Raw genomic sequence first — 13,364 nt, 5'->3', positions numbered from 1 at the left:
CATATCGGCCGGATCGGCTCCGGCTTTCACGATGCGGAGGAACATCGGTAATGCCTGTTTACAAGGCCCCAGTTAAAGACACGCTTTTTATTCTGAACGACGTTCTTGGCCTCGAGCGGTATAACAACCTGCCCGGCTTCGAGGATGCAACCCCCGACATGATCGAGGCTATTACCGGCGAGGCGGCGAAACTTGCCGAGGAGCGGCTTTTCCCGCTGAACCTGTCTGGCGATCAACAGGGCTGCAAGCGTGCAGATGATGGTTCGGTTTCCGTTCCTGATGGTTTCAAGGAGGCTTACGACGCCTATTGTGAAGGCGGCTGGATCGGCCTCGCCGTACCGCCGGAATTCGGCGGGCAGGGCCTGCCCTATACGCTGCATGCGGCGATTGGCGAGTATATGTCGTCCGCCAACCTGTCGCTGATGATGTATCCCGGCCTGACGCAGGGCGCCATCGCTGCCGTCCTCGTCCATGGCACGCAGGAGCAGAAAGAAACCTATCTGCCGAAGATGGTCGAGGGAACATGGTCCGGCACCATGAACCTGACAGAACCCCATTGCGGCACCGATCTCGGCCTGCTGCGCACAAAAGCAGTTCCGCAGGGCGACGGCAGCTACAAGATTTCCGGCCAGAAGATCTTCATTTCGGCCGGCGAACATTCCATGACTGACAATATCGTCCATCTGGTGATTGCCCGCATCGAGGGCGCGCCGGAAGGCACCAAGGGTATTTCGCTGTTCATCGTGCCGAAATTCCTCGTGAAGGAGGACGGTTCGCTCGGCGAGCGCAACGGCGTCACCTGCGGCGCGATCGAACACAAGATGGGCATCCACGGCAACGCCACCTGCGTCATGAACTATGACGATGCGACGGGGTATCTCTTGGGTGCGGAGAACAAGGGTCTCTCCGCCATGTTCGTGATGATGAACGAGGCCCGCCTCGGCGTCGGCCTTCAGGGCCTGTCCGTGGGTGAGATCGCCTATCAGAATGCGGTCGAATATGCCCGCGAGCGCATTCAGGGCCGTTCACTTTCCGGGGCAAAATTCCCCGATAAAAAGGCCGATCCGATCATCGTGCACCCGGATATCCGCCGTACGCTGATGACTATCAAGGCCTATAACGAGGCTGGTCGCGCCTTCCTTCTGTGGACCGCGCTGCAATCTGATATCGCCCACCGGTCGACCGACGAGAAAGAGCGTCAGACGGCAGATGACCTGCTCGGTCTCGTCACGCCGATCCTCAAGGGCGTGCTGACTGACAAGGGCTTCGACCATGCCGTAATGGCGCAACAGGTCTTCGGCGGTCACGGCTATATCGAGGAACATGGCATGAGCCAATATGTCCGCGATGCCCGCATCACCATGATCTATGAGGGTGCGAACGGCATTCAGGCGCTCGATCTGGTCGGCCGCAAGCTCGGCATGAATGGCGGCCGTGCCGTCATGGCGCTGTTCAAGGAAATCGGCGATTTCTGCGAGGAAAACCGCGCCGACGAAAAGCTCAGCCTTTACACAAAGGGCCTGAAGAAGGGCTTGAACGACCTGCAGGCCGCAACCATGTGGTTCATGCAGAACGCCATGGCCAAGCCAGACAATGCCGGTGCCGGTTCGACCGATTACATGCACCTCTTCGGTATCGTGGTGCTGGGTTACATGCAGGCCCGCATGGCGAAGGCGGCGAGCGAAGCCCTTGCGGCAGGTAGCACTTCGGACGAGGATTTCCTCAAGACCAAGCTTGTCACGGCGAAGTTTTATATGGAGCGCATCATGCCGGAAACGGCGCTACGCAAGGCCCGCATCGAAACCGGTGCGGACACCATGATGGAACTGGCTGCGGAAGCATTCTGACAGGGCGTGTCACGCGCCGAGGGAGAGAGTTAATGACCGACGTTTACATTTATGACCATGTCCGCACCCCGCGCGGACGCGGCAAGAAGGATGGCAGCCTGCATGAGGTGCCCTCCGTTCGCCTTGCCGCCAAGACGCTGGAAGCCATCCGCGACCGCAACGGGCTCGATACGTCTGCTGTCGACGACATCATCATGGGCTGTGTCGATCCTGTCATGGATGCCGGTGCAGTTATCCCGAAAGCCGCCGCCTTCGAGGCCGGTTATTCCAACAAGGCACCGGGAATGCAGATCTCGCGCTTCTGCGCTTCAGGTCTCGATGCCATCAACTTCGCGGCCGGCAAGGTCAAGGCAGGCTCCGACGATATCGTCATTGCCGGCGGCGTGGAAAGCATGTCGCGCGTTGGCATGGGCATGTCTGGTGGCGCCTGGTACATGGACCCTTCGGTCAACTTCCCCGCCTTCTTCATGCCGCAGGGCGTGTCGGCAGATCTCATCGCCACGAAATACGGTTTCTCCAGGGACGATGTCGACGCCTATGCTGTCGAAAGCCAGAAGCGCGCCGCGCATGCCTGGGAAAAGGGCTATTTCAACAAGTCCGTTATCCCCGTGAAGGACCGCAACGGCCTGACGATCCTCGACCGCGACGAACATATGCGCCCCGGTACGGACATGCAGGCGCTGGCTTCCCTCAACCCCTCTTTCCAGATGCCGGGTGAAATGGGTGGCTTCGAAGCCGTTGGCATCATGGCGCACCCGGAAGTGGAGCGTATCAACTACGTGCACCATGCGGGCAATTCGTCCGGTATCGTCGATGGCGCGGCCGCCGTTCTGGTTGGTTCCAAGGCGGGCGGCGAGGCGATGGGCGTGAAACCGCGTGCCCGCATCAGGGCGTTCGCCAATATCGGTTCCGATCCGGCGCTGATGCTGACCGGCCCGGTGGATGTGACCGAGAAGCTTCTGAAAAAGACCGGGATGTCGCTTGCCGATATCGATCTTTTCGAACTCAACGAGGCCTTCGCCGCCGTCGTGCTGCGTTACATGCAGGCCTTCGACATCAGCCACGAGAGGATGAACGTCAATGGCGGCGCAATCGCCATGGGCCATCCGCTGGGTGCGACAGGAGCGATGATCCTCGGCACGGTGCTTGACGAGTTGGAGCGGCGCGATCTGAACACCGCGCTCGTCACGCTCTGCATCGGCGCGGGCATGGGCACAGCGACCGTTATCGAGCGGGTTTGAGTTACGGAGGGCTAACCCCAGGCTCCTCATCCCTTTGCTCGTCACAGGGATCCCAGCAGCGCCGCGTCTGCGGCGCGCGAGAGTCTTCCAGCCCAAAGACTTGGGCTGACTGGGTTCCTGTGACAGGCACGGGAATGAGGGATCGGGAAGTCCGGCGAAACGAAATTCAGGGAAGAGGAATCCCAAAATGAGCACTTATACCAATTTCACCATCGAGACGGACGCAGACGGCGTTGCCCTTGTCACCTGGGATATGCCGGAAAAGTCCATGAATGTCTTCACTTCCGAGGTGATGGACGAACTGAACGCCATCGTTGACGCAACTGTCGCCGACGCTGCCGTCAAGGGTGTTGTCTTCACCTCCGGCAAGAGCACGTTTTCCGGCGGTGCCGATCTTTCGATGATCAAGTCGATGTTCTCCTTCTACAATGACGAGAAGGCGAAGGACCCGGATCAGGCAGCCGCCAAGCTGTTCGAACTGGTCGGCCGCATGACCGGCTTGTTCCGCAAGCTGGAGACCAACGGTAAGCCCTGGGTCTCAGCCATCAACGGCACCTGCATGGGCGGCGCTTTCGAGCTGTCGCTTGCCTGCCACGGTCGCGTCGCGTCGAATGCCAAGAGCCTCAAGATAGCCCTTCCTGAAGTCAAGGTCGGCATCTTCCCTGGTGCCGGCGGCACCCAGCGCGTGCCGCGCCTGACCGATGCGCAATCCGCCTTGCAGATGATGACCACCGGTCAGTCGCTGACCGGTGCGCGCGCTAAGGCCATGGGGCTGGTTCATCAGGTGGTGGATCCGGATCAGCTCATTTCCGCTGCCAAGCAAATGATCAAGGACGGCCTGAAGCCGGTTGCCCCCTGGGATGAAAAAGGCTTCAAGGCCCCCGGCGGCGGCATCTGGACGCCGGCCGCTGCCCAGCTCTGGCCGGCCGCTCCGGCGATCCTGCGCCGTGAAAGCGCCGGCAACTATCCGGCAGCACTTGCTATCCTGAAATGCGTCTATGAGGGTCTGCAATTGCCGTTCGATACGGCGTTGAAGGTGGAGCAGCGTTATTTCACCGAAATCCTTCGCTCGAAGGAAGCCTTCGGCATGATCCGCTCGCTGTTCGTTTCCATGCAGGAACTGGGCAAGGGCGCGCGCCGCCCGGCCGGTCAGCCGAAGACGGAGTTCAGAAAGGTCGGCGTCGTCGGCGCGGGCTTCATGGGCGCTGCCGTTGCTTATGTCACTGCCGCAGCCGGTATCCCCGTCACGCTAGTGGACCGCGATCAGGAAGCCGCCGACAAGGGCAAGGGCCATTGCGAGGAAAGCGTCAAGGCCGCCATTGGCAAGGGCAGGCTGACGCAGGATGAAGGCAAGGCCTTGCTCGACCTCGTAACCCCGACAGCGGATTACGCGGCGCTCTCCGACGCCGATCTCGTCATCGAGGCCGTCTTCGAAGACCGCGACGTGAAAAAGGCCGTCATCGAGGCCGTGGAAGCCGTGTTGCCGCAAGGCGCAATTTTCGCCTCCAACACCTCCACCTTGCCGATCACCGGGCTTGCGAAGAACTCCAAGCGCCCGGTGGATTTCATCGGCATCCACTTCTTCTCGCCGGTCGAGAAGATGATGCTGACGGAAGTCATCCTGGGCAAGGAAACGGGTGACAAGGCGCTGGCGGTCGCGCTGGATTATGTGGCCAAGATCAGGAAGACGCCGATTGTCGTCAACGATACGCGCGGCTTCTTCGTCAATCGCTGCGTGCTGCGTTACATGGCGGAAAGCTACGACATGCTGATCGAGGGTGTGCCACCCGCCATGATCGAGAATGCCGCGAAATTCGCCGGCATGCCGGTCGGCCCGCTGGCGCTGAACGACGAAGTGGCAATCGATCTTTCCTACAAGATCCTGACAGCAACCGTTGCCGATCTCGGTGAAAAGGCTGTCGATCCGCGCCATATGGAACTGGTGAAGAAGCTGGTGGAAGGCGAGGGCCGTTTTGGCCGCAAGAACGCCAAGGGCTTTTACGACTACCCGCCAAAGCCCGCCAAGAAGTCCCTCTGGCCCGGCCTGAAGGATCTCTATCCTCAGCAGAAGCCGGAGGATGTGGATATGGAAGTGCTGAAACAGCGCTTTCTGGTCACCGTGGCGCTGGAAGCCGCCCGCACCGTGGAAGAAGGCATCGTCACCGACCCGCGTGAGGCCGATGTCGGCTCCATCCTCGGTTTCGGCTTTGCGCCCTACACCGGCGGCGCCCTCTCCTATATCGACGGCATGGGCGTGAAGACCTTCGTGGCGCTGGCCGAGAAGCTGAGCGAGACCTATGGCCCACGCTTCAAGCCGACGCCGCTTCTGAAGGACATGGCGGCCAAGGGCGAGACCTTCTACGGTCGCTTCGATCCCTATGGCAGCACCGCGAAAGCGGCATAAGCCTTCAAGACACACAAATGAACAGGCCCTTCGGGGCCTGTTTTTTTATCGGCCTATCGTGCCGATACCGTCGCTTTATGTGCATCCTTTGCCCGGCTGGGGCGTTGAGAAGGCGTGAACGGGCGATGCGCGCCCGGTGCCGCAATTCAGGACACTTCAGGAGACTGCAATGAAGACATCGCTGCGATCCCATGGTTTCGACAAACCATCGGACCTTGACGACCACTTGGCTGAACTTGATGAAGAAGCTGCGGAGAAAGAGGCAGAAAAGCCCGCTGTCCGAGAGGCGCGTGCTTCCGCTACGGTGGACCAGTCGATACGCGCGGAACTGGACGAACTCCGCAAACAGTTGGAAAAGCTGCGCCGCGATGTGAAAAAGCTGGAATCGGCGTCCCATCCAACCCGCCACAAACCCACAGATATCAGGCACGAGAAAGACCACGAGAATTCGCGCCTGATGATGGTTGTGCGCTCCGTTGCCGTTACCTCGCTTGCAAGCCGCATCTTCGCGTCCTCACCCGTCATGGCGGCTCTGGTGGCTGTGGTGCCTTTTGCGCTTGGACTTGCCGCACGGCGCAGGGAAGGGGCATAATTGCCCCAAGCCGCCCAACCGCCGCTCGCCCGGATCAGCCGCGCCTGAATCCGCCACCTGACTGATGTCGATCAGTTCTGGCGGATTGCCGATAGCGCGTTTCCAGCCACGATAAGGCCTTCACAGCGCACGTATTCCAGCCATCCACAGGCGCCGTGAAAAAACTGTCAAAAAACTTCGCTATGGCGCTTGCCATGTCCGAACAAGATGTTATAACCCCGCTCACTTTCGGGGCACCAAACAGCCCCGCCCGCCAAAAGCGGAGGTTCTTCAAGGACCTGAAGTGCCCGGATAGCTCAGTTGGTAGAGCAGCGGATTGAAAATCCGCGTGTCGGTGGTTCAAATCCGCCTCCGGGCACCATTCTTCTTAATTTCATTTTTTCCTGAATTGAATGCGTGTTGCCTCCTCCGCGCTGGCGAGAGCAGATTGCTTCCGTTGTCATCGGTTTTTTAGCGCGGACGATGTAACTCGATGCGTTACGTCTGCCTACTTGTCCAACAATCGGAAAGCCGCCCGCAAGTGGATCATCGGATAAGACTCGTCGCAGGAGAGTTTCCTTGATCTTCAGGAAGGTAATTCACGCAAAAATTATCTGAGTCCGCGGTGCTACAGATGCTCCCGGTTATCCGTATTCTGCTCCGCCCGGTCCCGATAAAGCGCGGCGCGGCCGAGTAGCATCAGGGAAACCGGTGTCGTCACCGTCACGAAGATGCCGATGAAGATCTCGTGGAAGGCGAAACGGTCGCCGGAGACGGAGAAATAGATGATGGAGGCCATGACGATGCCGCCGGTGCCCCAGCTGGTGCCGAGCGTCGGTGCGTGCAGGCGCTCGTAGAAGCTGTTGAGCTTGGCAAAGCCGATGGTGCCGATCAGAGTTAGCGAGGCGCCCAGAAGGACGAAGAACGCCACCAGAATGGCGGCCCAGAGCGGAAATTCTGCGGCATTGTTCATTCAATCACCTCGCCACGCATCATGAATTTGGAAAGGGCAACGGTGGAGACGAAGCCGAGGATCGCGATGAGCAGCGAGGCTTCGAAATAGATGTCGTTGCCGGTGCGCAGGCCGAAGGTCAAGAGAAGCAGCATGGCGTTGACATAGAGCGTGTCGACACCGAGCACCCGGTCCTGGGCGCGTGGGCCGATGGCGATGCGGTAAACGGAAATCGTCATGGCAATGGCGAGCATCAGCTGCGCGAGCGAAAAGGACCAGAAAAGGATAATCGAACTCATTCGAATATCTCCATCAACAGTTTTTCATATCGGTTCTTGATGAGGCTTATCCAGGCCGCCTCATCCTCATCGTCGAGAACATGAAGCAGAAGCGTGCCTTGGCTGGAATTATATTCGAGCCAGGCGCTTCCCGGTGTCGAGGTGAGGATTGTCGCCAGAACGGCCAATCCCATCGGATCGCGAATATCCAGCGGCACCGCGAGGAAACCGGATTTGCGATCTCTCTCGCGCTGGAACAGAATGATCTTCACGACGGAAATATTGGACAGGACGATGTCGTAAAGCACGATCGCGATCAGCTTGACGAGCTTGTGCCAGTTGCGGATGCGCGGTTTTGCCGGCCGGAGCGACGCCATAGCCCAGGAGGCGATGAGGGCCACACCGGTGCCTAGCAGCAGATGTCCGGCTGAAAAGCTGTTGATCGTCATCCAGAAGATGATCAGCGAAACCGTCAGCAGCGGGTAGGGCAGGACACGGCTTATCATGGCTGCGCCTCCGGATTGGTTCCCGCTCTTGGGGCGGAAATGACGCCCTGAATGTAGCTGGCCGGCAGATCGAGAATACGCGCCGTCTCCTGCATGTAGCGCATCACCGGCCCCGCCTGCACGGTCATGGCGAGTGTCAGTCCCAGCAGCAGCATGATGGGCGCTATTTCGATGACGAGAACACGCGGCACTGTGCCTTCGAGGGAGGCCCAGAAGGTGCGGATGCCCGCGCGGGTCATCGAGATCAGCGAGGCGAAACCTGCAAAGACAATCAGGAAGACCAGCCACCAGGAAAGGGTGGAGACGCTGTCATTGGCCCCCAGCCCTGAAGGGTTGAGAATGGCGGTCAGCATGGAGAATTTGGCGATGAAGCCCGAGAGCGGCGGCAGACCGGCGAGGAGAATGCCGCAGGCTGCAAAACACGCCCCGAGCACCGCCATGGTGCCGGGCATGGTCACGCCGACTTCTTCTTCCTCTTCCTCCTCTTCGCCCTCGCCATAGGCTTCCATGGTTACGGCAAGAACGTTCGCGCCGGCATCCTGCCCGCGTTCCACCAGTTCGATCAGCATGAAGAAAGCGCTGATGGTGAGTGTGGAACTGACGAGATAATAGAGCGCGCCGGCTGCAACAGTGGGATTGCCGGTGCCCATGGCGGCGAGAAGCGTTCCCGAGGACACTAGAACCGAAAACCCGGCCAGCCGCCCAAGCGCCTGCGAGGCGAGAACGCCGATGGCGCCGAAGATGATGGTGGCGATGCCGCCGACAAGCAGGGCGTCATGGCCAAAACCGGCCGATTCCCCGGCCGTCTGCCCGAAAAGCAGGAAGGATAGGCGGGCAATGACATAGATGCCGACCTTGCTCATGATAGCAAACAGCCCGCCGACAGGTGCTGAAGCCGAGCCATAGGCGGAAGGCAGCCAGAAATTCAGCGGCCACATGCCAGCCTTGACCAGGAACGCGATGCCGAGAACCGCAGCGCCGGTTTCAAGCAGCATGCGCTGGTCCGGGTTGAGGCCGTCGATGCGGTGGGCAAGGTCACCCATGTTCAGCGTGCCGGTGACGCCATAGATAAGGCTGACGCCAATCAGGAAGAACAATGCGGCGACGAGGTTGATGGCGATGTAATGCAGCCCGGCCTTGACGCGCTGCTGACCGGAGCCATGCAACAGCAAACCATAGGATGCCGCGAGCATAACCTCGAAGAAAACGAAGAGGTTGAAGAGGTCACCGGTCAGGAAAGCACCGTTGACGCCCATCAGCATCATCTGGAACAGCGAATGGAAATGCGCGCCTGCCTTATGCCATTTCGCCAGCGAATAGATCAGCGAGGGAATGGCAAGCAGTGCCGTCAAAAGCACCATCAGCCCGGAGAGGCGATCGGCAACGAGCACGATGCCGAAGGGCGCCGGCCAGTTGCCGAGCAGATAGACCCCGCTCGAAACCACCGCCGCAATCTCGGTATTGACCGTCGAGTTCACCTCGCGAAACAGCAGGATGGCGACAACAAGCAATATCACGGTCGAGGCAAGGCTGATGGCGGCCTTCGCCACCCGCTGGCGCTCGTCGAAGAACAACAGGAGGGCTGCGGTGATCAGCGGCACCAGAATGGGCGCGATGACGATGTGGAAGGGGAACGACATCATTTCGATTCCCTCCCGTCCACATGGTCGGTGCCGGTAAGCCCACGGGCGGCCAAAAGCACGACGAGGAACAGCGCAGTCGTCGCAAAGCCGATGACGATTGCCGTCAACACCAGCGCCTGCGGCACGGGGTCGGCAAGCGTGGAACTGTCGACGCCGTTCACCAGCACCGGCGGCGCATTGGTCTTGATTCCGCCGACGCCGAAGATGAACAGGTTGACGGCATAGGACAGCAGCGAAAGCCCGACGATGACCTGATAAGTGCGTGGGCGCAGGATCAGCCAGACGCCGGAGCCGGTCATGATGCCGATGCCGATTGAAAGAATGAGTTCCATTACACGTCCTCCGCTTTTGCGGCTTCAGGCGTGCGAACGCGGTAGTTACGCAACGATTGGTGTGCCAGTGCTATAAGAATAAGAACGGTGGAGCCGACGACCAGCGAGAAGACGCCGAGGTCGAACAGCAAGGCGGATGCCGTCGGCATTTTGCCGATATAGGGTATCTCCGTGTACTGGAAATAAGAGGTCAGGAACGGATAGCCGAAGTACCATGATCCCATGCCGGTTGCCGCCGCCATCAGAAGGCCGAAGCCCATCCAGCGCAGCGGCAGGATGCGGATGCGATCCTCCGCCCAGCGCGCGCCGCCGGCGAGATATTGCAGCAGGAACGCGATTGCCATGGTGATGCCGGCCGCAAAGCCGCCGCCGGGCAGATCGTGGCCGCGTATGAACAGGAAGATCGAAAAGGTGACGATAACCGGGAACATCCATTGCATGACGATGGACGGTACATAGAGATAATCGCGCACCGTATCGCCCTTGCTGCGGTCGGGCCGCTCCGCATCGAAGGCGTTTTGCATCTGCTGCTGTTCCGGCACCCCGATGCTTTCATGCGCAGGGCGGAAACGGCGAAGCAGCGCAAAGACCGTCAGCGCCACGATCGCCAGCACCGCGATTTCGCCGAACGTGTCGAAGCCGCGGAAATCGACGAGGATGACGTTGACGACATTGGTGCCGCCGCCTTCCGAATAAGCGCGCTCGAGGAAATAGGTCGCGATGGCGTTCGGCACGGGCAGGGTCATGACCGCATAGGCGATGACGGACATGCCAATGCCGCTTGCTGCGGCCAGCAGGAAGTCACGGGCGCGGCGAAGCTGCGCCGGCAATTCATCGCTGCTGTCCACCTTCTCGAAGCGTTTCGGCAGCCATCTGAGACCGAGCAGGATCAGAACGGTGGTCACGATTTCGACCAGCAACTGGGTGATCGCGAGATCGGGTGCAGAAAGCCAGACGAATGTGAGGCAGGTGACAAGGCCGGAGACGCCGAGCATGATGAGTGCGGCGAGACGATGATATTTCGCCTGCCAGGCGGCACCCAGCGCGGCGATCATGCCGATCAGCCACAGAATGGCAAAGATCGGATCGAAGGACGTCACGCGCGGCAGCGACAATGAAAATTCCGAGAGGAAAAGCGGCGAGAAACCGGCAAGAATCGCCACGAGGATCAGAAGCCTCAGCTGCGGCTGCAGGCGCCGGGTGCCGAGCGTGCTTTCCAGCCACCGCGCCCACTTCCAGGACACGGTGACGAGAATGCGCTCGAAGATGCGCTGTCCCCGAAGATGCCGGAAGATCGGCGGGCCGTCGTCGCAGCGGGAGAAATAGCCGCCGAGCAGGGCATAGATGGCAACGCCGCCGCCGAGTGCCGCAATACTCATGATGAGCGGCAGGTTGAAACCGTGCCAAATCGACAGGCTGTAGACGGGCGTTTGCGGACCGAGAACGGAAAGCACGGCCGAATGCAGGAACGGGCCGATCGACAGGCTTGGAACGATGCCGACGATCAGGCAGGCGAAAACCAGGAACTCGATAGGGAAACGCATCCAGCGCGGCGGCTCATGCGGATTGGGGTTCGGCAGGTCAACCGGCTTGGGGCCGAAGAAGACCGTGTGGATAAAGCGTAGCGAGTAGGCAACGGCGAAGGCACCTGACAACGTCGCGACGTATGGCAAAGCCCGGTCCAGCAGCGAGTCTGCGTGGGTTTCGACGGCCTCGGCAAAGAACATTTCCTTGGAGAGGAAGCCGTTGAACAGGGGCACGCCGGCCATTGCAGCGCTCGCCGCCATGGCGAGCGTCGCTGTTGCCGGCATATAGGTGTAAAGCCCGCTCAGCCGCCGCATGTCGCGCGTGCCGGTTTCATGGTCGATGATGCCGGCCGCCATGAACAGCGATGCCTTGAAGGTGGCGTGGTTGACCATGTGGAAGATCGCTGCAACCGCCGCAAGCGGGCTGCCCAGGCTCAAAAGCGTGGTAATGAGCCCCAGATGGCTGATGGTGGAATAGGCGAGCAAGCCTTTCAGGTCCTGCTGGAACATGGCGAAGTAGGCGCCGAGCAGCAGGGTGATGACGCCTGCAGCACCCACCAGCCAGAACCATTCCGGCGTGCCTGCCAGCACCGGCCAGAACCGCGCCAGCAGGAAAACCCCGGCCTTCACCATGGTGGCCGAGTGCAGATAGGCGGAAACGGGCGTGGGCGCCGCCATGGCATTGGGCAGCCAGAAATGAAACGGAAACTGTGCGCTTTTCGTCAGCGCGCCGCCAAGGATGAGAATAAGTGCGGGCAGATAAAGGGAATGGGCGCGGATATCGGGACCGGCCGCGATGATCTTGTCCAGATCGTAGCTTCCCGCCATGTGGCCGAGTATCAGAAGCCCGGCGAGCAGGCTGAAGCCGCCGATGCCGGTCACGGTCAGCGCCATGCGGGCGCCATCGCGCGCGCCGGCATTCTGGTGCCAGTAGCCGATCAGCAGGAACGAGAAGATGCTGGTCATTTCCCAGAAGATCGACAGCAAAATGACGTTGCCGGACAGCACTATGCCGAGCATCGAGCCCATGAAGGCGAGCAGAAAGGCAAAAAACCGTGGAATAGGGTCCTGGGCCGACATGTAATATCGGGCGTAGAGAACCACGAGCAGGCCGATGCCGGTAATGAGGATCGCGAAAATCCAGGCGAAGCCATCCAGCCGCAGGGTAAAATTAAGCCCCAGCTGCGGCAGCCATTCCACATCGTATTTCAGCACGCCACCGCCACTGACATTTGGATAAAGAAGGATGCTGCCGACCAGGCCGAAGAGGGCTACGGCGCTAGCTACGTAGGCCGCGCTTGCGGCCGCGCCTTCGCGCGGCATGAAGGCCGTTATGAGTGCGCCGACGAACGGCAATGCGATAATAAATGGTAGAACGGTTGCAAGTGTCATATGCGGCGGCGGTTTTCTCTCTGGAATTGGAGCCTACGGCGGGTTTCCGACGACTCCGATCCCTCAAGGTTCGCAAGGAACCGAATGATGAGGACCGCCGGAATGACTAAGAGATAATATGCGGAGGTGCTCTTGGAACCACGTTCGCAAAGTCTCGGAAAGTTTGTGGCGCGATGGCAACAGGCGTGACGGCCGGTTTGGCGTCAGCCACGATCCGCAGGATGGTCGAGGGAAAACCGACGGGGCGAAGCCCCGGAGCACCGTTGTGAGCCTTGCAGCCGTGATCGTCGCCGGTGGTGCAGTCCTTATCGCGAAGCGAGGGGGAGTGGCTTAGGTCAGCCGTCTGCAATCGTTCCAGACGGCTGGTCTTTGAGATTGCCTTGATGCCGGATGGCGCCTGAAAGCCGATGATGACGAGCAGGCTCGCAACCACAAGACCGATCAACACTTGCGGATGGCGCCTTGAACAGCGGCATTTCTCCATCCGTAACAAGTTGGCGTCTCCTTGATCGTAAAGGTCTCTCTAAAGCATCACCGCTGAGCGAATATCCCGTTGATTTGTTTTAGGGGAAGGCGGACACGCTTGTCCAGCGCACAGGCTGGAAAAACCGCCCGTCGCGTCCGATTCCTTTTCGTTTTTGCCCGTTTGCGGCAAAGTAGGGGCGACAACGG

General features: G+C 60.0%; 11 protein-coding genes and 1 tRNA gene. 5 read left to right on the top strand and 7 right to left on the bottom strand.

The features are described from left to right. Positions 1–50: 50 nt before the first annotated feature. The 5 genes from FB593_RS07005 (at position 51) to FB593_RS06980 (ending at position 6,445) form a co-directional block, all read left to right on the top strand. Complete coding sequence (locus FB593_RS07005; protein ID WP_065658363.1) at positions 51–1,847, top strand: acyl-CoA dehydrogenase C-terminal domain-containing protein; 1,797 nt, start codon at positions 51–53, stop codon at positions 1,845–1,847. 32 nt (positions 1,848–1,879) lie between these two features. Continuing rightward, positions 1,880–3,088, top strand: a complete 1,209-nt coding sequence (locus tag FB593_RS07000; protein ID WP_013635443.1) for an acetyl-CoA C-acetyltransferase — start codon at positions 1,880–1,882, stop codon at positions 3,086–3,088. A gap of 187 nt (positions 3,089–3,275) precedes the next feature. Next, the gene (locus tag FB593_RS06990) at positions 3,276–5,492 is read left to right on the top strand and encodes a 3-hydroxyacyl-CoA dehydrogenase NAD-binding domain-containing protein (protein ID WP_145166406.1); all 2,217 of its coding nucleotides are present in this window, start codon (positions 3,276–3,278) and stop codon (positions 5,490–5,492) included. Between the two features lie 169 nt (positions 5,493–5,661). Further along, the gene (locus FB593_RS06985) at positions 5,662–6,084 is read left to right on the top strand and encodes a hypothetical protein (RefSeq protein WP_013635445.1); all 423 of its coding nucleotides are present in this window, start codon (positions 5,662–5,664) and stop codon (positions 6,082–6,084) included. A 285-nt stretch (positions 6,085–6,369) separates the two neighbouring features. Beyond that, positions 6,370–6,445: transfer RNA gene (locus tag FB593_RS06980), tRNA-Phe, on the top strand. Between the two features lie 246 nt (positions 6,446–6,691). Here FB593_RS06980 and mnhG read toward each other — a convergent pair. From mnhG to FB593_RS06945, 7 genes are all read right to left on the bottom strand, one after another. Beyond that, on the bottom strand, positions 6,692–7,036 hold the full coding sequence (mnhG, locus tag FB593_RS06975) for a monovalent cation/H(+) antiporter subunit G (RefSeq protein WP_003514988.1): 345 nt from the start codon (positions 7,034–7,036) through the stop codon (positions 6,692–6,694). Next, positions 7,033–7,314, bottom strand: coding sequence for a K+/H+ antiporter subunit F (locus tag FB593_RS06970; protein ID WP_003514989.1), 282 nt, complete (start codon positions 7,312–7,314; stop codon positions 7,033–7,035). The genes mnhG and FB593_RS06970 overlap by 4 nt, the downstream gene beginning before the upstream one ends. After that, positions 7,311–7,799: a Na+/H+ antiporter subunit E gene (locus FB593_RS06965; protein ID WP_003514990.1), complete on the bottom strand. Its 489-nt coding sequence runs from the start codon at positions 7,797–7,799 to the stop codon at positions 7,311–7,313. The genes FB593_RS06970 and FB593_RS06965 overlap by 4 nt, the downstream gene beginning before the upstream one ends. Beyond that, entirely contained in the window at positions 7,796–9,442 is a 1,647-nt protein-coding gene (locus FB593_RS06960; protein WP_003514992.1) for a monovalent cation/H+ antiporter subunit D, read from the bottom strand. Before FB593_RS06960 ends, FB593_RS06965 begins: the two co-directional genes overlap by 4 nt. Next, a complete protein-coding gene (locus FB593_RS06955; protein WP_003514993.1) occupies positions 9,439–9,774 on the bottom strand; it encodes a Na+/H+ antiporter subunit C in 336 nt (111 codons plus the stop codon). The genes FB593_RS06960 and FB593_RS06955 overlap by 4 nt, the downstream gene beginning before the upstream one ends. Continuing rightward, positions 9,774–12,692 carry a monovalent cation/H+ antiporter subunit A gene (locus FB593_RS06950; protein WP_003514994.1) on the bottom strand — a complete coding sequence of 973 codons (2,919 nt, stop codon included), beginning with the start codon at positions 12,690–12,692 and terminating at the stop codon, positions 9,774–9,776. The genes FB593_RS06955 and FB593_RS06950 overlap by 1 nt, the downstream gene beginning before the upstream one ends. A gap of 106 nt (positions 12,693–12,798) precedes the next feature. Beyond that, positions 12,799–13,176, bottom strand: a complete 378-nt coding sequence (locus FB593_RS06945; protein ID WP_038489792.1) for a hypothetical protein — start codon at positions 13,174–13,176, stop codon at positions 12,799–12,801. Between the last annotated feature and the right edge of the window lie 188 nt (positions 13,177–13,364).

Origin of the sequence: Rhizobium sp. SJZ105, assembly GCF_007828365.1 — a bacterium.
GTDB lineage: Bacteria > Pseudomonadota > Alphaproteobacteria > Rhizobiales > Rhizobiaceae > Agrobacterium > Agrobacterium tumefaciens.
Note: the sequence above shows the minus strand (reverse complement) of the source record. Positions and strands in the feature narration are given on the sequence as shown.

Bases quoted from the DNA above. Each gene is read 5' to 3' on its own strand.
- FB593_RS07005 (WP_065658363.1), top strand. From the start codon at position 51: ATGCCTGTTTACAAGGCCCCAGTTAAAGACACGCTTTTTATTCTGAAC.
- FB593_RS07000 (WP_013635443.1), top strand. From the start codon at position 1,880: ATGACCGACGTTTACATTTATGACCATGTCCGCACCCCGCGCGGACGC.
- FB593_RS06990 (WP_145166406.1), top strand. From the start codon at position 3,276: ATGAGCACTTATACCAATTTCACCATCGAGACGGACGCAGACGGCGTT.
- FB593_RS06985 (WP_013635445.1), top strand. From the start codon at position 5,662: ATGAAGACATCGCTGCGATCCCATGGTTTCGACAAACCATCGGACCTT.
- mnhG (WP_003514988.1), bottom strand. From the start codon at position 7,036: ATGAACAATGCCGCAGAATTTCCGCTCTGGGCCGCCATTCTGGTGGCG.
- FB593_RS06970 (WP_003514989.1), bottom strand. From the start codon at position 7,314: ATGAGTTCGATTATCCTTTTCTGGTCCTTTTCGCTCGCGCAGCTGATG.
- FB593_RS06965 (WP_003514990.1), bottom strand. From the start codon at position 7,799: ATGATAAGCCGTGTCCTGCCCTACCCGCTGCTGACGGTTTCGCTGATC.
- FB593_RS06960 (WP_003514992.1), bottom strand. From the start codon at position 9,442: ATGATGTCGTTCCCCTTCCACATCGTCATCGCGCCCATTCTGGTGCCG.
- FB593_RS06955 (WP_003514993.1), bottom strand. From the start codon at position 9,774: ATGGAACTCATTCTTTCAATCGGCATCGGCATCATGACCGGCTCCGGC.
- FB593_RS06950 (WP_003514994.1), bottom strand. From the start codon at position 12,692: ATGACACTTGCAACCGTTCTACCATTTATTATCGCATTGCCGTTCGTC.
- FB593_RS06945 (WP_038489792.1), bottom strand. From the start codon at position 13,176: ATGGAGAAATGCCGCTGTTCAAGGCGCCATCCGCAAGTGTTGATCGGT.